We start from the raw sequence: 16,716 nt of genomic DNA on the forward strand, positions 1-16,716 counted from the left end.
AGCCATGGTCACTCTCCTTTACCGGCTGCGGCGGCCACCTTCACGCCAGCTGCATGAATCTCGTGAATGGCATTGTCGTTACCAGAACACCACCCCTCGGCATAATCCCGACTGAATCCGCTCATGTGCATCACTTCGCCAACGCTGAGCTTTGGAAGGTTCACCTCCCGCGCCTCCAGCTCAGCAATCCGCTTCTCTGCTGCGCCCAGCTCATCCTTCAGGCGCTTTGTTTCGCGCTGAACGTGCTCACTGATAAACCTCAATCCAAGTGCGGACGCGCAACCCTTCGGTGTCAAAAGTCCAAGCTGAGTACAGATAGTTGTTGCTGTGTAGCCGCAACGCCAACCCGCAGCGGCATCAATAACCGTTTCGGCCAGAATGTTTTTAAAGTCATCTCTGCCAAAATTTGTACCAGCAAAGGCATTGCTGATTGCTTCGTCTGTCAGTGCCTGTTTGTCGATGTTGCTCATGACTGCACTCCTTTGCGAAGCTGTGCGGCGAACTCGCGGGCATCATCACCGCTGATATCGGCATGCATCTCTTTGGCGAACATCTCCACACCCTGCGCCCGCACTTCAGCCAGGAAAGCGTCGGTAGCCGGGATTTTTAGCCCATCTCGCAGTTTTTTATATGCACTCAGCATTGCCAGCTCTGGCACTTCGTCAGCGCCCGCCTGATAAACATCAAGCGCCTCCATCATCAGTTTACTGAATGGTGCTGGCTCTGATTTTTTCAGAAGCGCATTCTCCGCTGCCAGAGCAGCGCATCTGGCTTCACCTTCTGCCACGCCTGCCTTGTACGCTTCGAACATATGCTGTGTCTTCTCGCGCACAAAGCTTCTGTCGTCTTCCATCGCTGGCGAGCAGCCGTTGTTGTTCTTGGTAAACCACTCGATAAATTTCTGTTTCATACCCCTACCCTCCCCCAAACCATCAATACTCGCTTCATAGCCGCGCTGTTGCGGCATTCCTGAAATATTCCGTTGGTACAGCTGCGCCCGGTGCCGTCCTGCTCTTCCGGCGTCGCCAGGCGATAAGTCACCGTTCGCCAGACCTTGCTCACCCGGACAATCTTGCGGGCCCGCTCCAGATCGATAGCGTTCTTCGTGATGCAGTTGATGGTCATGCCGCACTCTGTGGCCACATCCTTCGCGGTGAAGGTCCGGTTCGTTTCGAGATAACGCAGAATTGCCTGTTTGCCTTTCATCTCACACCATCCCGTTCGACTTGTTGCGGTTGTACTTCGCCTGGAGCAGCTGGATCGGCGTAGGCCCATGCTCTGCGGCTGGCGCTGCAATTGCCCGGCGTACCGGCGGTACTGGCTTACCCTCAGTGACGCGCTTCTCCCACATGTCCAGCAGATCGCCCGCTTCGCTCGCCAGTTCACCATGAGTCAACTGGCGCTCTGTGCTGCGGTGGCGCAGTTCAACGCAGATGTGGTACATGACCGGCTGCGACCAAGGGAATTGCTCACTGGAGGTGAATTCGAACGAACGGTTACGCCAGTCCCAGTATTCGGCGATAACCTGTTCAACGTTGACGCCCAGCGCCCCGCCGCTCTGTTTGCACCAGGCGACGAACTGGCCCGGCGACGGCAGGAATGGGCGCTCCTGGCGGCGGGCAATGCGCATGCCGGCATCGACCTGAGCCATGGTGTGGATCCCGTTCTCCTGGAACGCTAGTAGCCACTGGCGGCGGAATTCGTTCAGGTCGTCCTGGCTGCGGAAGTTCGCCATGCTGGCCGGAAATGCGGCACGCAGTTGGTTGAACAGCCCGTTGAACACTTGAGCCACCTGCTCGACCGGTGCGCGTTCCTGATACTGCTCTGGCAGGTTATGAGCCATGCGGCTCATCTGCTCGCGGTCGTGGTTACGCATCTGCTCTGCAAGAGATTTCATCGAATCACCCCATAAGCCCAGTCAGTGTTGTTGAAGTCCAGATCCGGCTTGGCGGCTGGTTTGCCGCGTACTGCCGCTTGCTTGTTCTGATAACTCAGCTTCTGGCTGGCAGTGATAAACCAATTTTTTGGCTTCTCATGCGTGAACTCGATATCCAGCTTCTGAAGTTCGTAATTCAGGTCTATCAGCGGGTACAGGTTTAACCATGCTTGATAGTCCTTGTGGTTCAGCCGAACGATTTGGCCCTCGAATGCGTACCGACTCGATATCTCATGAATATCCGCATTGGCCTCTTCGCAAGACGCGTAAGCGGCTTGGGTGTTAACCAAGGAATCAGGATCAGGGATAGGGGAATCAGGAATCAGGTTAAGGGAATCAGCAGGATTTAAACTGTTCTTAACCTGTTCTTGCACCTTACTAGCACCGTGCTTTTCTTTTGCTTCATTATTTTCAATGACTTGAGGTTTTCCCTCTTCTTCCTTTTCCTCTTTTGTATCTGAATTGCACTGTTCTTGTTCGGTGCCATTTTGGTTCTGAGATGGTTCTGGTATCTCACTTGCCGCTTCTTTGCAGTGCGGGTTCTGATGCTTTTTCCAGTTAGAAACTTGAATGTAGGAATCGCCTTTTACCTGGTAACGGTTGATGAATTTGTGCTGATGCAGCTGCTGCAACAAAGCGTCACAATCGACATCATCAAAAGGCAGTACCATGGCTTTAATTTTCTTCGGTCGGTCATCCAGGCGACCCTCTTTATCGGCAATAGTCCACAGACCAGCGAAGAGAATGCGAGCCAGTGGCTGACATTCTGCGAGCTCGTCGTTAGTGAAAAAGCCTGGCTTGATGTTTCGTGAGCGAGCCATCAAAATCCTCCTGGTTTCTGCGGACCATACACACCCGCAGCTTCTTGGGATGCAATGTATGCTTCGCGATGTTGAATGTACTCACGGACGACAGGTATTCCCCTCCCATCCATAAACGCTAACGAGCAACCACCCCTATTGACGAGATGCAGATATTCCCTTCCGATTTCTACCAACCTTTTTGTCGCCGCGTACTGGCAGCCGAAAACTGATATATCGAGATCGTCAAACAGTTCTTGCAAAGAGAAAGGTTCGCTCTGCTCAATGCAAATAACGTCATAAGAATCAGCAAGTTCCTCTATCGTGGCGCTACGGCTGATTAAACCGATTGCATCAGCTGCTTCAGCGATTTCTTCTTCAGTGCATCTGAAAAACTCACGACCAGGATTGATTCGGCAGTTGGACAGGTATTGATGAAACTCCTGTTCATGGCCTCTCGGGTTATCGGAAAAGTAGGCGCTATGGACTTCAAATGGCGCCGGTATGCCAGTACCCTGTGAAATCTGAGCAGCACGTATTTCAGGCTCATTTACTGTCATTCCTATTTTGAAGATTCCCGGCATGTATGGATTTTTGAGCGCGTAAATCCACCCTTGAGATCTGAGGCCGCTAGGAATATCAAGATGCTTAACCTTCTCTTTCTCCAGGCTGAGAGGCAAAAACATCGTGTTATGCATCAATTTCTCTGCCATAATTACTCCCGTTACTTGGCGTAACACAGTGTTTGGAAGGCCTTTGAAGTGACCGCTTCAAGGGCTTTTTCTTTTCTGGTGCCTCTCACATGACCCCCAGCATCGATGTGACCATCGTCATCAGCGGGCCTACCTGTTCCGGCATGAGGCGGAACAGCGACGCTATACCCTCGCTTACCTCTTTCAGCTTCTGATGCTCTGGAGCGTCCAGCAGCACGGCCTGTTTAGCCTCAGCACACTCTTTCATCGCAGAGGCGATCAGCGACATCGTGTCGTTCTGTGGAGCCAGGCGGTTTCGATACTCCAGCGGCAGGACGGACATGATTGCCGGTGCCAGCTGGCGAATGTTGTTGGCCGCATATTCGGTGTCGCCGTCGATCCAGCGGAACACCTTCTGCATCTGGCGGTGTGAGTCAGTCGGGATATCCAGTCCGGTGCCGCCGGTTGCCCGCCACTCTTCAACAATCAGAGCGGCGACAAATTCACGGCTGCGGCAGTCAGCTGCCCAGACGCGAACAGCTGCGCGGATCCCATCGATGCTTAACGCCGTGGAATCAGGTTCCCGGCGATTCTGGTAAATCATCGCCGTTGGCGAAAATTTGTTACCTTGTTGATACGCAAGTGAATGCATTGCTTTCCCTTTCGTTGTTAAGGCCGCCGTTAAGCGGCATGGTTGTCAGGGTGTGGAAAGATGGACGGCAGATCCGGGCGGAATTCATGAGCCTGGATTTCACCACCAACCGCTTTCACCAGCTCAGGAACGTGAACTGGGGAGATGCGTTTCTTTCCGTTAAGCCAGTCGCAGATAGTGGACTGAGCTTTGCCGCAACGTTTTGCCAGTTCTTTCTGGCTGCCAGCGATGGCGATCGCTTTCTCTACTGCGGAGTTCTTCTCTACTGTTGGGGTCTTCATAATCACCTCAGCTATCAGTTTAAAGCGATTATGGTTATCACTTTAGCGAATGTCAATCGCATAGGCGATTTTTTGCTAAATAATCGCTTGAGCGATAGAGTTAAAGGGGTCATTAACAGAGGTGAATATGGGATTCTCGGAGCGCTTAGCGCAGGCAATGGAAAGCGCTGGATATACACAGGGTCGATTAGCTAAAGAGGTCGACATGGCTCAGTCCAGCGTAAATAAGTTACTCAAGAATGCTAAAGGTTCTCGAAAAACAGTTGAGATTGCCTCTGTGCTTGGCGTTCGCCCTGAATGGCTTTCTACTGGTGAGGGGGAAATGGCTGCCGGAGGCGCCAGGGAGCCAACTGCGCTATACCAGGTTAAGCCGTCACTGAATGGGATTTATCGCGTGGATGTACTCGACGTTAAAGCCAGTGCTGGGCCAGGAACACTGGTAACCAGCGATTTCATTGAAACTATTCGTGCCATCGAATACACGAATGAGCAGGCGCGAGCGCTGTTTGGCAACCGGCCAGCTACACACGTTAAGGTCATTACCGTTAATGGTGACAGTATGGATGGCACCATTTCGCCTGGAGATCAGATCTTCGTTGATACCGGCGTTACGCATTTTGATGGTGACGGGGTATATGTCTTCGTCTTCGGCAAAACACTGCATGTTAAGCGACTTCAGATGCAGCGTGACCGTCTGGCAGTAATATCCGACAACCCCATTTACGAGAAATGGTACGTTGAGCCAGAGGATGAGGACGCGTTCTACGTCATGGCAAAGGTACTACTCAGACAGTCAGTCGACTATAAACGATTCGCATAACCCGCTCCGGCGGGTTTTTTATTGTCCGCAGATCCATCCTCTCTTTCTCACCCCTTCTAAAAACCAAATCCTTATCACTTTTTTCTTCAGAAAATAAAAAAATATCGCTTTAACATTCAATGAATTATCGCTTTATCGATGATAAATATCGTTTTGGCGATTGACTCAAATAATCGCTTTAGCTATTGTTAGCTCATCGAAACGAAACATCGACAGCTGAGCGAAGTTAGACAGCGTCGAAGTGGAGATTCGGTCAGTCGAACGGCGCGACAGTAAACCATGCGTCGGACGCCCGGCGGGCTCAGGGAGAGCGGCAATGGTGCGTAATCAAACGATCTTCATACCTCAGTCGCTTCACCGAGGCGGCTTAGTTATGACAACCGGCGGCCATCCACCGCCCATTAGCGCAGAAGTCTTTTAACGTTCAGCGGCCCGGCTTAAGGGCGGAGATGCTTATGTCAAAACATTGTGAAAATTGCGGATGCGCAATCCGATCCGGATATTGCACAAACTGCCAGGAAGAAGCGTATATCGCGTTCGTTCAGGCCCCTGAGATGGAATTTAGTGAAGAGTTCTTGCGTGAAGCATTCCGTCAGGACTCCGAGGCAAATCGCCGGGAGGTATCATGACAGTCACCCACAACGGAAAGCAGTACACCGCCAAAAAGCTCAACGATAACGAGTGGCAACTGACGTCGGTATCGGCACCGCGCGACAAGCTGACTCTTAACCGCTGGCAGATGCACGTTGCTGGCCTCCTGCAACAGGTTGAGGTGAAGGTATGATCAACCATTACGGCACCACCCCACTCATTCGCCAATGCGTCACGCCCGGCATGATGGCAATGCATGAAGGCCGTACCTATCGCGTCTCAGCGGTCATTCAGGAGCGCAAATGGGTGTACCTGCACACCGATGCTGAAATCATCCGTCTCAGTGACTGCGTGATTGATGTCCTTCTGGACGGTCACGGCAACCCAATCCAGCACTAACCACCCTATTCAACCGATCGGCCTGGCTTTCTGCGGGCGGGATCTGCACATCCAAATTTCAGGAGTTCAGCCATGAACGCATACCTCACTTACGACCGCATCGAAGATCGGCGCTGGGTTGAGCAGCAGCTCACCGAGGAGAAGGAGAAGTGGATCGACGACAGGGCGCAGCAAATCATCGACATGATGCCAAAAGAGCCGTCAAGCCTCTTCCACTTCACGATCCCGATTGACTCCAGCCCATACGAAGGACTTCGCAGCGATAAAGCTGGCGAGGCTTACAACGATTTCATTTCGGCAGTTGCTTACGCCCAGGCGGAATACGACTGGGAACACCGGACCGGCTGCCCGTTTTAATTTTTGAGGGGATTAACGATGGCAAACGAATTAACAATCACAGCGACGTCGCTTCAGGAGATAGGCGTCGACGTCTCCACCTGGAGCGCGCTGAAGAACAGCATCTACCCTGGCGCGAAAGACGAATCGGTAATGATGGCGCTTGATTATTGTCGCGCCCGCCAACTGGACCCATTGCTCAAACCTGTCCACCTCGTCCCGATGTACGTCAAAGACTCGAAAACAGGTAAAGGCGAATGGCGTGACGTGGTAATGCCGGGCATCGGGCTTTACCGCATTCAGGCGGACCGATCAGGTGATTATGCCGGTGCTCGCGAACCAGAGTTCGGTCCAGACACGACGCAGACGCTTTCTGGTGTCGAGGTAACCTTCCCTCAGTGGTGCAAATACACCGTCTACAAGCGCATGCCTAGCGGAGAGATCGTCGAGTTCAGCGCCAAAGAATACTGGATTGAAAACTACGCCACCGGCGGCCGCGACACCACGGCGCCGAACGCGATGTGGAAAAAGCGCCCGTATGGACAGCTGGCGAAATGCGCAGAAGCCCAGGCGTTGCGTAAGGCATGGCCTGAGATTGGACAGCAGCCCACCGCCGAAGAAATGGAAGGCAAATTACTGGACGTTGATATCCGTGACGTCACGCCGCGCAGCACTACAGAAGCGCTTCCACCAGCCGCAAGCGAAGAAACCATCCAGTCCATTACCAATCTTTTGAAAGAGCTTGGTAAGGACATGGAGCAAGACTTTCTTCCTCTTTGCAGCGACATCTTCAAGCGGCAAATCTTTGAGGCGTCAGAACTCACTGAAGAAGAGGCGCAGAAAGGGTTTGGCTTCCTTCAGAAAAGGGCTAAGGCGGCAGCATGACACCAGAAATTATCCTTGCCCGGACCGGTATTGACGTAACCACTATCCAGCAAGGCGACGAGGCATGGCACCGGCTGCGACTCGGCGTTATCACAGCCTCCGAGGTGCATAACGTCATCGCCAAGCCAAGATCGGGAAAGAAATGGACAGACATGAAAATGTCCTACTTCCACACCCTACTCGCTGAGGTATGCACCGGCGTCGCACCAGAGGTTAACGCGAAGGCGCTGGCCTGGGGCAAGCAGTACGAGGAAGACGCCCGCACCCTCTTCGAGTTCACCACCGACGTGAAAGTCACGGAGTCTCCGATCCTGTTCCGTGACGAGAGCATGCGCACCGCGTGCTCCCCTGACGGACTTTGCAGTAACGGGTTCGGACTTGAGCTTAAATGCCCTTTCACCTCCCGAGACTTCATGAAATTCCGCCTTGGCGGTTTCGAAGCCATCAAGTCTGCGTACATGGCTCAGGTGCAGTACAGCATGTGGGTAACAGGGAAAGACGCCTGGTTCTTTGCCAACTACGACCCTCGCATGAAACGCGAAGGCATTCACCATGTCGTCGTTGAGCGGGATCCGCAATACATGACCGATTTCAATGAAATGGTGCCGGAGTTCATCGAGAAGATGGACGAAGCGCTGGCGGAGATCGGCTTTACGTTCGGGGAGCAGTGGAAATGAAACGCACACCATTTTACCGCAGGCCCGGGCGCACCGGGCAATTCTCCGGCCTCCGTGAGCGCGTTATCTGGATGATTCAGACACGTGGACGCCCGGTAACCGGCAGCGAAATCGCTGAGAAGTTTGGCGTAACGCTCATTAAGTTTAACCGTGTAGCCAACGGCATTACCCGCGGCTCCGGGCAGATAGCTCAGATCGTTGAGTCGGAAAAATGGGTCAACGAGGACGGCATCTGCGACTGGACATTCGACCTGGTCACGAAGCCAAAGGTCGTAACACCACAGGGTAAATCACGGCTGTTCACCCGGCGCGCCATAGAGCAATCGCAGGAAGGCAGACGGCAGGAGTGCATTGAACGTGCCGCCCGCCGGAGCCGCCTGATTGCTCAGGGCCTCTACATCGACGAAATGGAGTCAGTGCTATGAAAGCGTGGTCTCTCGAAGAGCTGGCGCTGCTGTGGCGACACTCAAACGCTGAAGTCGCAGAGATTACCGGCCGCAGCATTGAAGAGGTCGGAGATAAGCGGCTGCAAACCAATAATGAGCGTAATGGCTGGGATGTTAACGATCCGGAGCGGGAGGATGCATGACCGGAAAATACTCTCTTATCTACGCTGATCCGCCCTGGTCTTACGGTAACACCATCAGCAACGGCGCTGCCGCCGATCACTACTCCACCATGAGGTTAATCGACATCAAGCGCCTTCCAGTGTGGGAACTCGCCGCCGAAAACGCGGTGCTGGCGATGTGGTACACCGGCACGCATAACCAGGAGGCTATCGAACTGGCCGAGGCCTGGGGATTTACCGTTCGCACGATGAAGGGCTTTACCTGGGTGAAGCTGAATCAGAACGCCGAGCTGCGCATCAACAAGGCGCTGGCCGAGGGTGAAGTCACCGACTTTTACGACTTCCTCGATCTGCTTAACGCCGAGACGCGCATGAACGGCGGCAACCACACCCGGGCCAATACCGAAGACCTGTTGATTGCCACCCGCGGCGCTGGGCTGGAACGTAAGCACGCCGGGATTAAGCAGGTGGTCTACAGCCCGCTCGGTGCGCACAGCGAAAAGCCGTGGGAAGTGCGTCATCGGCTGGAGTTGCTTTATGGCGATGTGCCACGCATTGAGCTGTTTAGCCGCAGTGCCGCCCCGGGCTGGCACCACTGGGGAAATCAGTGCGCCACCGCCGCGGTGGAACTGCTGCCCGGCTGCGCCATCAATGTTGTTAAGACGGAGGCTGCATGACGCCAGCAAATGAAAACGCCATCCGAGCAGCCTGCCGCCGCTGCACAGAAGAAATCCAGCAGGCCATGCGCAAGAAGCCAAAGCCAAACTGGAACGAAACGGTGCCTCCCATCATCAACAAGCATCACAAGAAAATTGAAGCTCTGGGAGTTAGTCTCCTGGAGTTCGTCGTATACACAGGGCGGCTTAATCGCCGCTTCGGAGTGGAATCGTGAAAGTTTATATTGCCGGTCCCATGAGTGGGATACCTGATTTTAACCGCGCCGCTTTCAACCATGCGCATGTTTTCCTCGGGTCGAAAGGTCATGTGGTCCTTAATCCCGCACTGCTCCCGGATGGATTAACTCAGGCGGAGTATATGGACATCTGCCTATCAATGCTTCGCTGTGCTGATGCTGTTTTCATGCTGCGTGGTTGGGAAAAATCAGCAGGCGCCCGCGCGGAGAATGCCTTGGCCGAGAAGTTGGAAATGGAAATTATCTTCCAGGAAGAGGACCGCGCTGCATGAACAGAGCCTCACCAGTTGATTTGAGGAAAAGCCTCGAAATAGCCAACCACCTGGCGCACATCGGGATTCGCTTTGTGCCGATCCCGGTGGCGACCGAAGAAGAATTCCAGACTCTGGCCGCCGAGTTATCGCGACGGCTTGAGAAGATGGCAGTCGAAGCCGAGAAGAATGAAGGCGGTGCCGCATGAAGGCATTAATCACCAGGTCGCTATCGCGGCCTTTTTTATTGCTGGCGTTCACCTTCAACCGAATTAACCGACAGTTCCGGGAGCATTGACCATGGCCGACATCATCGACACAGCAGCAGAGATTGAAGAGCTTCAGCGTAACGCAGCCCTTTCCGCTCACCGCATCGACCGTAACGCCGTATCAGCTGAGCATTGCGCGGAATGCGACGAACCAATTCCAGAGCCGCGGCGCGCTGCCGTTCCCGGCTGCCTGACGTGCGCCAGTTGTCAGGAAGAGATCGAGCTTAAGAATAAGCAAAGGGGGATCCAGTGAAAGAGCGCGGAATGATTTTTAACGGCGAGATGGTGCGCGCCATCCTCGACGGCCGGAAGACGCAGACACGGCGTATCATGAAGGTTCAGCCGTCCGATGGCTTCCACCCAACGCATAACGGTTACGATCTGGATTTAAACGCCCACTGGTACACGCCTAGCGTGGTCGATAAAAACGGATACCTGCAGCCTGCAAAGAAAGATGTATTTGGTGTTGCAGATGAAAATGAAGGCTACACCTGTCCGTTCGGTGCCGTCGGCGATCGCATCTGGGTGCGAGAGACTTGGGCACGCTACAACATCGACCAGGATAGCCACGATATGGCTTACCGAGCTACGCCACCTGCAGACTGGCCGGAAGAAGGAAGATGGCGTCCATCAATTCACATGCCGCGCTGGGCCAGTCGCCTAATGCTGGAAATTACCGGTGTGCGAGTTGAGCGATTGCAGGCCATTACCCTTGGGGATATCTGTAAAGAAATCGGCTGTGGTCTTTACGACTTCCGCCCTGCCACTTATGGCTTTCAGGTGTGGGAAGATCTGTGGAAGTCCATCTACGGGGAAGAAAACTGGCAGGCCAACCCATGGGTTTGGGTAATCGAATTTAAGGTGGTGCCCAATGTTCAGGATAATCCAGCCTAACACCTGGTACGCCGATCCCCACGGCGCGCCCTGCAAAATCCTCCGCTCTACCCACGAAGTCATCCATTACATCCGCAACGGTCGCACCTGCATCGCCAGCATAGGCCGCTTTAACCAGGATTTCGAGCCGCTGACCAAAACACAGGCTGAGCGGATCGCCGAAGAAATCGAAACAGCAGAACACCTGAAGAAGCTGCGCGCCAAGCGTGCGGCGTAAGGAGAACTATGAGCACCATTCAGGACATCAGAAACCAGCTATCAACTCTGGTAACCGAGGCGCACAAGGTTGCATGCGCCCTCGATATAGGTGACGAGCGAACAGAGGCCTTTGAGCTATATGAAGCGCTTCGTCGACTTCAGCGGCAGGGCGCCGCCGGAGAGATTCTCTCAGCAACCAACCCTCTTCTCGCCTCGCCATATTACGACGAGGACTGGGACGAAGATGAAGACGACTGACGCAACTGATAGCCAGTTATGAGCTGGCTATTGGGTGCGAAAGCACTGCCTCGTGATCCCTTTTGCCCGGCCCCGCGCCGGGTTCTTTTTTGCCTGGAGGAAATGCATGGTTGAGGCAAAAACACTGACAGCCAGACAGGCGGCCGAGCTACTAATCACCTCACCGAGAACTGTCTACCGTCTTATCGACTCGGGGCAGCTGGCCGGGAAGAAGATCGGGAACAAATACCGCACAACCGACGTTGCCTGTATTGCGTATTTACATGACCCGCGCGATCCTGTTTCCGCGAGCGCGGGTGAACATAAAGGAGAAATTTTATGTCAATCACCCTCAGAGGCGGCGTCTGGCACTGTCATTTCGTTACGCCGTCAGGGAAAAGAATTAGACGATCTCTTGGTACGGGGGACAAGAAACAAGCGCAGGAGTTGCACGACAAGCTGAAGGCTGAAGCGTGGCGGGTTGATAAAATTGGGGAACTACCGACGAGGACGTTTGAGGAATGTTGCATCAGGTGGATCCGCGAGAAGGAGCATAAGCGGTCACTCGATGACGATAAGACCAAAATCGAATATTTCCTGCGGCATTTCTCCGGCCGGGATATTTCAACCATCACTGCTGATCAGGTTCATGAAGCTGTTTCTAAGATGGTCAACCGTAAGCATATTCAGGTCTGGGAGTCGTGCCGGGACGCGGCTATACGGCGTGGGAAGGAACCGCCTCCGTATGTTGAGAAACCGGTAAGCCAGGCCACAAAGAGTCAGCACCTTTCGTTCATGCGATCTCTGTTCAAGGCTGCGGCTAATGACTGGGGCTGGATTAAAACGGCCCCGGTTATAAAAACCAAAAAGCCGATCAGTAAACGCATCCGATGGCTGACCAGGGACGAGGCAGAACGGTTAATTGCCTGCATGCCGGAGTCGATAAAGCCGGTGGTGATATTTGCACTGGCAACCGGCCTGCGCCGCTCCAACATCATTGATCTGGAGTGGCAGCAGGTCGATATGCAGAGAAAGGTTGCATGGGTAAATCCAGAGAACGCGAAGGCGGGCAAGGCTATCGGCGTAGCTCTGAATGATACCGCATGCAGGGTGTTAAGGGATCAGATCGGGAAAAGTTCCAGGTGGGTATTCGTTCACACGAAGCCATCAACGCGCCCGGATAAAACCGTCACTCCGGCTGTCCGAAAAATGCGAGTGGATGACAATGTCGCCTGGCGCATTGGACTCGAAAGAGCGGGCATAGAAGACTTCCGTTTTCATGACCTCCGGCATACCTGGGCGAGCTGGTTAATTCAGTCCGGCGTTCCGTTGTCCGTTCTGCAAGAAATGGGCGGCTGGGAGTCCATCGAAATGGTACGTCGATACGCTCACCTGGCGCCGAACCACTTAAGCGAACACGCACGGAAAATTGATGCCATTTTTGGCAACCATGACACAAATACGACACAAGGAGAAAATCAGGCTGGCTTGAAACTGGCGTAAGCGCCTGTTTTTAAATGGCACGCCCTGTAGGATTCGAACCTACGACCTACGGCTTAGAAGGCCGTTGCTCTATCCAACTGAGCTAAGGGCGCACGGAGAAGAGTGTACTTCGCGGTGGTGAAACGCCTGGAATTATACGGTCAATGCGTAGTGAGTCAATGCCTTTTCCGCCTTCTCTGGCGATAATGACTAGCTGATTGTAAATACGGCTGTTTTTTCAACATTTATCCCTCTTTTACGGGCTGCGAAAAGGCTTAGCCGCTTTTAAGTAACGCCTGCTGTTTTCCTGTTTACTTCACCTTCACACTGTCCTGCGGTATCCCGGCCGCCTGGAGGCTGGAAGTGAACAGGACGACGGAGTGACAGCGCCAGAGCAGACAGGTTTTCCCGCGTGCGTGCAGCACATCTCACACGACATTACAGGCATTAAGCTTGAACCTATTGTCGCCCTCTCCTCTTCACGCGCGGTGGGAGCCGAAGTGCTCAGCGTGCTGTCGCCGCATCAGCAAAGCGAAAGCTTTTTCCAGGACTGGTCAGCCACCCGGGCGCTTATGTTGCTGGAAGCACAGATCGCCGCGTTAAAAAACCCCTTCCCCTGTGACAACCTTTTCATAAATTTGCCGATAACCGTTCTGACCATACCGGAAATGTTCCAGCGTTTACTGCAACTTAACAGCCCACCGCTGAACATTGAACTCGTGGAACCTGCCTCGTTCTTTTCACTCTCAGACCCGGTACGTCAGAGGGTGAGTTGTGCGCTTCAGCAGTTGACCGCGCGGGGACATCGGATCTGGCTGGATGATATTGATGAAGCGTCAGGGCAAGCATTTTTATCCTGTCGCCTGCCGTTATGCGGAATAAAAATCGATAAGATCGCTTTCTGGCGTTTACGTGAAACGCCGGCGCTGACACAGCTGGTCACCCTTTGTTCAAAAATTGCTGCGAATGTGCTTATTGAAGGCATTGAAACAGAACGGGACCGTACATGCGCGCTTCATGCTGGCGCGCGCTTCGGTCAGGGATATTATTGGCCATCCTGGAGATGGCAGGAGGACTGAACGGTCATCGCCAAGAGGGAAGCTATGCGAATGACAGTACGCCGTTACCGGCGTCGTCGGACAGGAAGTGATTCACTGGGTTCTACGCACTCGCCTTTTGCTCTCCCATTTTTTGATCGTCTCGAATATTTGAGCCAGTCAATCAACCAGACCCGCAAAACCGATGCTCCCTTTATCATTCTGGTCACACAGGATAATTATTTCCGTTCCGGTTTTCTGAGCGGGCAGTCGCCCCTGAGCAATTGCTGCGACTATTCCACGCTTGATGCCGCTCTCAGTGATTTAAATCACTGGCCTTCATCGCGTCTGGTAGTTGACATTGAAAGCCGCGCCTCGCCGCTCATTGACCTGCTGGACCGATTACGCCGCCACAGCCTGTTCGCCCCCTACCTGACACCCTACCTGCTCGTCCGCGCCGATGATTATGATGCTCGCCTGTTTTGTAAAGCGGCTGGCCCTTTTCATGTGCTTGAACGCCAGCTTACGGCGTTGGCTATGCAACAAACCTTGCTGGAAGCACCGGCACCCGCCGGCAACCGCAAAGAGTGGTTTTCACGGGATGAATGGCCGATCTTACAGGCGCTGTCACAGGGTAGCTCCTTGCGTCAGATCGCGCAGTTACAGAACCGCCCATATAGCCGCATTATTTACCGTCTCAGCTGCATCCTGGCGAAACTTGGACTGAATCATCGTCATGAGTTGCTACATCTTCTCAACAACCTCTCAGATTTCACGTATTAACGTATTCAGTAACTTCTTAATTCCTAAAGACCTTTAGGAAATTACTTAGGAAACATGTTAAATTTTTGTGTTTTTTAACAAAACTTTCGATTTTATAACTATTCCTAATTCCTGGCCTTAAACCATGCGAAATGCTGCTGGTACGCTCAACGAGAGTGATTTTATCCATGCGTTAAGGTTCTGGCGCTTCCGTTAACAGGATGATAATGGTGTAAAAACAAGCGATTTACCTGTAAAAGAATGCGATGAGAGGTGAAGAAAACAGCAGATAGTGCTGTTCTGTTGTTGGGAACGGCAATTTGCCAGGAGACGTTTGAAACGGAGAGATGACGCACGAAATGGCGGATTTCAGGGATGGCGGGCAGGCGGGATGCTGGTTGTCACAGCCCGCTCACTGTTAACATTCATTTAACATACAGTAAAATCGTTTATTTTTTGTTATTACATAAAGATGAAAGTGTGTGGTAAATGCAATATCAGGACATTTTTGCTAATTTTAAAAAGTTAGTGATTCAGATCCAGAACATAATAATCAGCAATATATGGATATTAATTTACAGGCTTTTCGGACAATACTTAAACGGTATAATAAGACGTGTTTGACACGCGAATAAGAAAAATCATTTTGCCATAACCAGCCTTATGAGATAACTGCGCTGAGGCATTGATATCACCACTACGTAAACAAGGATGCTTTCGCTCTTCCCAGGGACATTTACCGTACAAGGATCTGCGCAATTATCCTTCCGGCTTTTCGAGAGTTTTAACAAAACTCAGCATAACGCTTTTAACAATCTGAGGCATAAAAAATGAAACCGGCATCCGTTATCATTATGGACGAACACCCTATCGTCAGAATGTCGATAGAAGTCCTGCTACAGAAAAATAAAAACATCCAGGTCAAACTGAAGTCAGGCGACAGCCACGAAGTGCTTGACTGTATACGCAACCACCCCATTGACCTGGTCATTCTCGATATTGAAATGACGGGCACGGATGGGTTCGTATTACTGAAAAGAATCAGGAACTTAAATAAAGACATTAAGGTTCTTTTCCTCTCTTCAAAATCTGAAGCCTTCTACGCAGGACGCGCCATCCGCGCCGGGGCAAATGGTTTTGTCAGTAAGCGAAAAGATCTGGGGGAAATTTATAACGCGGTGGAAATGATACTGACGGGCTATTCTTTCTTCCCTTCAGAAACATTAAGTTTTATAAACCATCTGGGGTCGCGGACGGGCGCCGCTGTGGATATGCCATTATCGAATCGTGAAGTGACGGTTCTGAGATATCTGGCGAACGGATTATCTAATAAGGAGATTGCGGATCAATTATTACTTAGCAACAAAACAATTAGTGCCCATAAGTCTAATATCTTTTCCAAGCTGGGCGTGCAAAGTATCGTTGGATTAATTGATTACGCGAAAGCACACGAATTACTGTAATCCCTCTCTCTCCCTGCAACATATAATCGTCACAGGGAGAGTGGATACGATTAATTATAATTGATCATGAACGTTGCATCGGCGTCAGCCCGGCCCGGCTGCGGATTATCCGCCGTGGCGATATAATTGGCATAAAACGACAGTTCTGCATTTCCCTGCGCATCCACCGCCACCGTCTGGCTGGCCTGCTGCAACGCGAGGCGCGTTTTATCCCGGTCAAGGATCTCCACGGCCACGTTGCTGGCCGCGCTGGCATCATTCAGCGCCAGCAGGCTGTTATCATGCCCGTCCATCTTCCCCGTAAATGTGACCGAAGCTGCCCCCGACGGGCATCCGGTCAGCTTCAGGGTGAACGGCACAGGTTGCGTCCGGCTCCCCGTTGTGCGGAGCTGTTTCGTGGGCCAGGTGCCGAGCGTGACGGTTTTATTGCTGTCGTCCCCCTCCGCCACGCAGGTAAAATCCACGATATTGCCGGAGAGCTGAATGTTAATTTCCCCAAGCGCCGTTTCTGCGTGTGCAGGGGAGCAAAGCGCAAAGAGCGCGACGGCTAAATACCGTATTCCGTTTCGCATA

At 52.6% G+C, this 16,716-nt stretch carries 30 protein-coding genes and 1 tRNA gene; 21 read left to right on the top strand and 10 right to left on the bottom strand.

Annotated features, from left to right (window positions below):
* Positions 1-8: 8 nt before the first annotated feature.
* The 8 genes from ACOTYB_RS22480 to ACOTYB_RS22515 all read right to left on the bottom strand — a co-directional run bounded on the left by ACOTYB_RS22480 (position 9) and on the right by ACOTYB_RS22515 (position 4,361).
* Complete coding sequence (locus ACOTYB_RS22480) at positions 9-470, bottom strand: ead/Ea22-like family protein (RefSeq protein WP_409248757.1); 462 nt, start codon at positions 468-470, stop codon at positions 9-11.
* The gene (locus ACOTYB_RS22485) at positions 467-910 is read right to left on the bottom strand and encodes a hypothetical protein (RefSeq protein WP_409248756.1); all 444 of its coding nucleotides are present in this window, start codon (positions 908-910) and stop codon (positions 467-469) included. Before ACOTYB_RS22485 ends, ACOTYB_RS22480 begins: the two co-directional genes overlap by 4 nt.
* Positions 907-1,206 (bottom strand): protein ren, encoded by a 300-nt coding sequence (locus ACOTYB_RS22490; protein ID WP_252049225.1) that lies wholly within the window; start codon positions 1,204-1,206, stop codon positions 907-909. Before ACOTYB_RS22490 ends, ACOTYB_RS22485 begins: the two co-directional genes overlap by 4 nt.
* A gap of 1 nt (position 1,207) precedes the next feature.
* On the bottom strand, positions 1,208-1,897 hold the full coding sequence (locus ACOTYB_RS22495; RefSeq protein ID WP_409248755.1) for a replication protein P: 690 nt from the start codon (positions 1,895-1,897) through the stop codon (positions 1,208-1,210).
* Positions 1,894-2,757, bottom strand: a complete 864-nt coding sequence (locus ACOTYB_RS22500) for a hypothetical protein (protein ID WP_409248754.1) — start codon at positions 2,755-2,757, stop codon at positions 1,894-1,896. Before ACOTYB_RS22500 ends, ACOTYB_RS22495 begins: the two co-directional genes overlap by 4 nt.
* Positions 2,757-3,449, bottom strand: coding sequence for a GIY-YIG nuclease family protein (locus tag ACOTYB_RS22505; protein ID WP_049012403.1), 693 nt, complete (start codon positions 3,447-3,449; stop codon positions 2,757-2,759). The genes ACOTYB_RS22500 and ACOTYB_RS22505 overlap by 1 nt, the downstream gene beginning before the upstream one ends.
* A gap of 85 nt (positions 3,450-3,534) precedes the next feature.
* Positions 3,535-4,080, bottom strand: coding sequence for a toxin YdaT family protein (locus ACOTYB_RS22510; protein WP_409248753.1), 546 nt, complete (start codon positions 4,078-4,080; stop codon positions 3,535-3,537).
* Positions 4,081-4,109: 29 nt separating this feature from the next.
* Positions 4,110-4,361, bottom strand: a complete 252-nt coding sequence (locus tag ACOTYB_RS22515) for a transcriptional regulator (RefSeq protein WP_001514164.1) — start codon at positions 4,359-4,361, stop codon at positions 4,110-4,112.
* Between the two features lie 127 nt (positions 4,362-4,488).
* Here ACOTYB_RS22515 and ACOTYB_RS22520 point away from each other — a divergent pair, with 127 nt between their 5' ends.
* From ACOTYB_RS22520 to ACOTYB_RS22605, 18 genes are all read left to right on the top strand, one after another.
* Positions 4,489-5,181: a LexA family transcriptional regulator gene (locus ACOTYB_RS22520; RefSeq protein WP_409248782.1), complete on the top strand. Its 693-nt coding sequence runs from the start codon at positions 4,489-4,491 to the stop codon at positions 5,179-5,181.
* 625 nt (positions 5,182-5,806) lie between these two features.
* A complete protein-coding gene (locus ACOTYB_RS22525; RefSeq protein WP_409248752.1) occupies positions 5,807-5,965 on the top strand; it encodes a hypothetical protein in 159 nt (52 codons plus the stop codon).
* Positions 5,962-6,171 carry a cell division protein FtsZ gene (locus ACOTYB_RS22530; RefSeq protein ID WP_006809788.1) on the top strand — a complete coding sequence of 70 codons (210 nt, stop codon included), beginning with the start codon at positions 5,962-5,964 and terminating at the stop codon, positions 6,169-6,171. The genes ACOTYB_RS22525 and ACOTYB_RS22530 overlap by 4 nt, the downstream gene beginning before the upstream one ends.
* Positions 6,172-6,243: 72 nt before the next feature.
* Positions 6,244-6,528, top strand: coding sequence for a host nuclease inhibitor GamL (gene gamL, locus ACOTYB_RS22535; RefSeq protein WP_104010140.1), 285 nt, complete (start codon positions 6,244-6,246; stop codon positions 6,526-6,528).
* An 18-nt stretch (positions 6,529-6,546) separates the two neighbouring features.
* Positions 6,547-7,392, top strand: a complete 846-nt coding sequence (gene bet / locus ACOTYB_RS22540) for a phage recombination protein Bet (protein WP_409248751.1) — start codon at positions 6,547-6,549, stop codon at positions 7,390-7,392.
* A complete protein-coding gene (locus ACOTYB_RS22545; RefSeq protein WP_024198026.1) occupies positions 7,389-8,069 on the top strand; it encodes a lambda exonuclease family protein in 681 nt (226 codons plus the stop codon). Before bet ends, ACOTYB_RS22545 begins: the two co-directional genes overlap by 4 nt.
* Positions 8,066-8,494, top strand: coding sequence for a regulator (locus ACOTYB_RS22550; protein ID WP_409248750.1), 429 nt, complete (start codon positions 8,066-8,068; stop codon positions 8,492-8,494). Before ACOTYB_RS22545 ends, ACOTYB_RS22550 begins: the two co-directional genes overlap by 4 nt.
* Positions 8,491-8,658 (top strand): hypothetical protein, encoded by a 168-nt coding sequence (locus ACOTYB_RS22555; protein ID WP_164554795.1) that lies wholly within the window; start codon positions 8,491-8,493, stop codon positions 8,656-8,658. The genes ACOTYB_RS22550 and ACOTYB_RS22555 overlap by 4 nt, the downstream gene beginning before the upstream one ends.
* Entirely contained in the window at positions 8,655-9,314 is a 660-nt protein-coding gene (locus ACOTYB_RS22560; protein ID WP_128310935.1) for an MT-A70 family methyltransferase, read from the top strand. Before ACOTYB_RS22555 ends, ACOTYB_RS22560 begins: the two co-directional genes overlap by 4 nt.
* Positions 9,311-9,529: a hypothetical protein gene (locus ACOTYB_RS22565; RefSeq protein WP_032621601.1), complete on the top strand. Its 219-nt coding sequence runs from the start codon at positions 9,311-9,313 to the stop codon at positions 9,527-9,529. The genes ACOTYB_RS22560 and ACOTYB_RS22565 overlap by 4 nt, the downstream gene beginning before the upstream one ends.
* Positions 9,526-9,822, top strand: coding sequence for a DUF4406 domain-containing protein (locus ACOTYB_RS22570; protein ID WP_063159774.1), 297 nt, complete (start codon positions 9,526-9,528; stop codon positions 9,820-9,822). The genes ACOTYB_RS22565 and ACOTYB_RS22570 overlap by 4 nt, the downstream gene beginning before the upstream one ends.
* Entirely contained in the window at positions 9,819-10,010 is a 192-nt protein-coding gene (locus ACOTYB_RS22575) for a DUF1382 family protein (protein ID WP_063159775.1), read from the top strand. The genes ACOTYB_RS22570 and ACOTYB_RS22575 overlap by 4 nt, the downstream gene beginning before the upstream one ends.
* Positions 10,011-10,101: 91 nt before the next feature.
* Entirely contained in the window at positions 10,102-10,323 is a 222-nt protein-coding gene (locus tag ACOTYB_RS22580; RefSeq protein ID WP_270302386.1) for a TraR/DksA family transcriptional regulator, read from the top strand.
* Entirely contained in the window at positions 10,320-10,964 is a 645-nt protein-coding gene (locus ACOTYB_RS22585; protein WP_409248749.1) for a hypothetical protein, read from the top strand. The genes ACOTYB_RS22580 and ACOTYB_RS22585 overlap by 4 nt, the downstream gene beginning before the upstream one ends.
* Positions 10,942-11,181, top strand: a complete 240-nt coding sequence (locus ACOTYB_RS22590; protein WP_310851839.1) for a DUF4222 domain-containing protein — start codon at positions 10,942-10,944, stop codon at positions 11,179-11,181. The genes ACOTYB_RS22585 and ACOTYB_RS22590 overlap by 23 nt, the downstream gene beginning before the upstream one ends.
* Before the next feature lie 8 nt (positions 11,182-11,189).
* On the top strand, positions 11,190-11,420 hold the full coding sequence (locus ACOTYB_RS22595) for a hypothetical protein (RefSeq protein WP_045288376.1): 231 nt from the start codon (positions 11,190-11,192) through the stop codon (positions 11,418-11,420).
* Positions 11,421-11,526: 106 nt separating this feature from the next.
* Complete coding sequence (locus ACOTYB_RS22600; RefSeq protein ID WP_071882737.1) at positions 11,527-11,862, top strand: helix-turn-helix domain-containing protein; 336 nt, start codon at positions 11,527-11,529, stop codon at positions 11,860-11,862.
* A complete protein-coding gene (locus ACOTYB_RS22605) occupies positions 11,745-12,902 on the top strand; it encodes a tyrosine-type recombinase/integrase (protein ID WP_421765887.1) in 1,158 nt (385 codons plus the stop codon). Before ACOTYB_RS22600 ends, ACOTYB_RS22605 begins: the two co-directional genes overlap by 118 nt.
* 15 nt (positions 12,903-12,917) lie before the next feature.
* On the opposite strand, the gene ACOTYB_RS22610 is transcribed toward ACOTYB_RS22605, so the two are convergent.
* A tRNA-Arg gene (locus ACOTYB_RS22610) sits at positions 12,918-12,994 on the bottom strand.
* A gap of 303 nt (positions 12,995-13,297) precedes the next feature.
* Here ACOTYB_RS22610 and ACOTYB_RS22615 point away from each other — a divergent pair.
* The 3 genes from ACOTYB_RS22615 to fimZ all read left to right on the top strand — a co-directional run bounded on the left by ACOTYB_RS22615 (position 13,298) and on the right by fimZ (position 16,143).
* Positions 13,298-13,960, top strand: a complete 663-nt coding sequence (locus ACOTYB_RS22615) for an EAL domain-containing protein (protein WP_045343229.1) — start codon at positions 13,298-13,300, stop codon at positions 13,958-13,960.
* A gap of 24 nt (positions 13,961-13,984) precedes the next feature.
* Positions 13,985-14,701: a helix-turn-helix transcriptional regulator gene (locus ACOTYB_RS22620; protein WP_022650524.1), complete on the top strand. Its 717-nt coding sequence runs from the start codon at positions 13,985-13,987 to the stop codon at positions 14,699-14,701.
* Between the two features lie 809 nt (positions 14,702-15,510).
* Entirely contained in the window at positions 15,511-16,143 is a 633-nt protein-coding gene (fimZ, locus tag ACOTYB_RS22625; RefSeq protein ID WP_220153623.1) for a fimbria biosynthesis transcriptional regulator FimZ, read from the top strand.
* A gap of 50 nt (positions 16,144-16,193) precedes the next feature.
* Here the strand turns inward: fimZ and sfmF are convergent, their stop codons facing one another.
* The gene (gene sfmF / locus ACOTYB_RS22630; protein WP_045343171.1) at positions 16,194-16,715 is read right to left on the bottom strand and encodes a fimbria assembly protein; all 522 of its coding nucleotides are present in this window, start codon (positions 16,713-16,715) and stop codon (positions 16,194-16,196) included.
* Between the last annotated feature and the right edge of the window lies 1 nt (position 16,716).

Source organism: Enterobacter cloacae complex sp. IR5450 (genome assembly GCF_049238665.1).
In the GTDB taxonomy this organism is placed as follows: domain Bacteria; phylum Pseudomonadota; class Gammaproteobacteria; order Enterobacterales; family Enterobacteriaceae; genus Enterobacter; species Enterobacter hormaechei_C.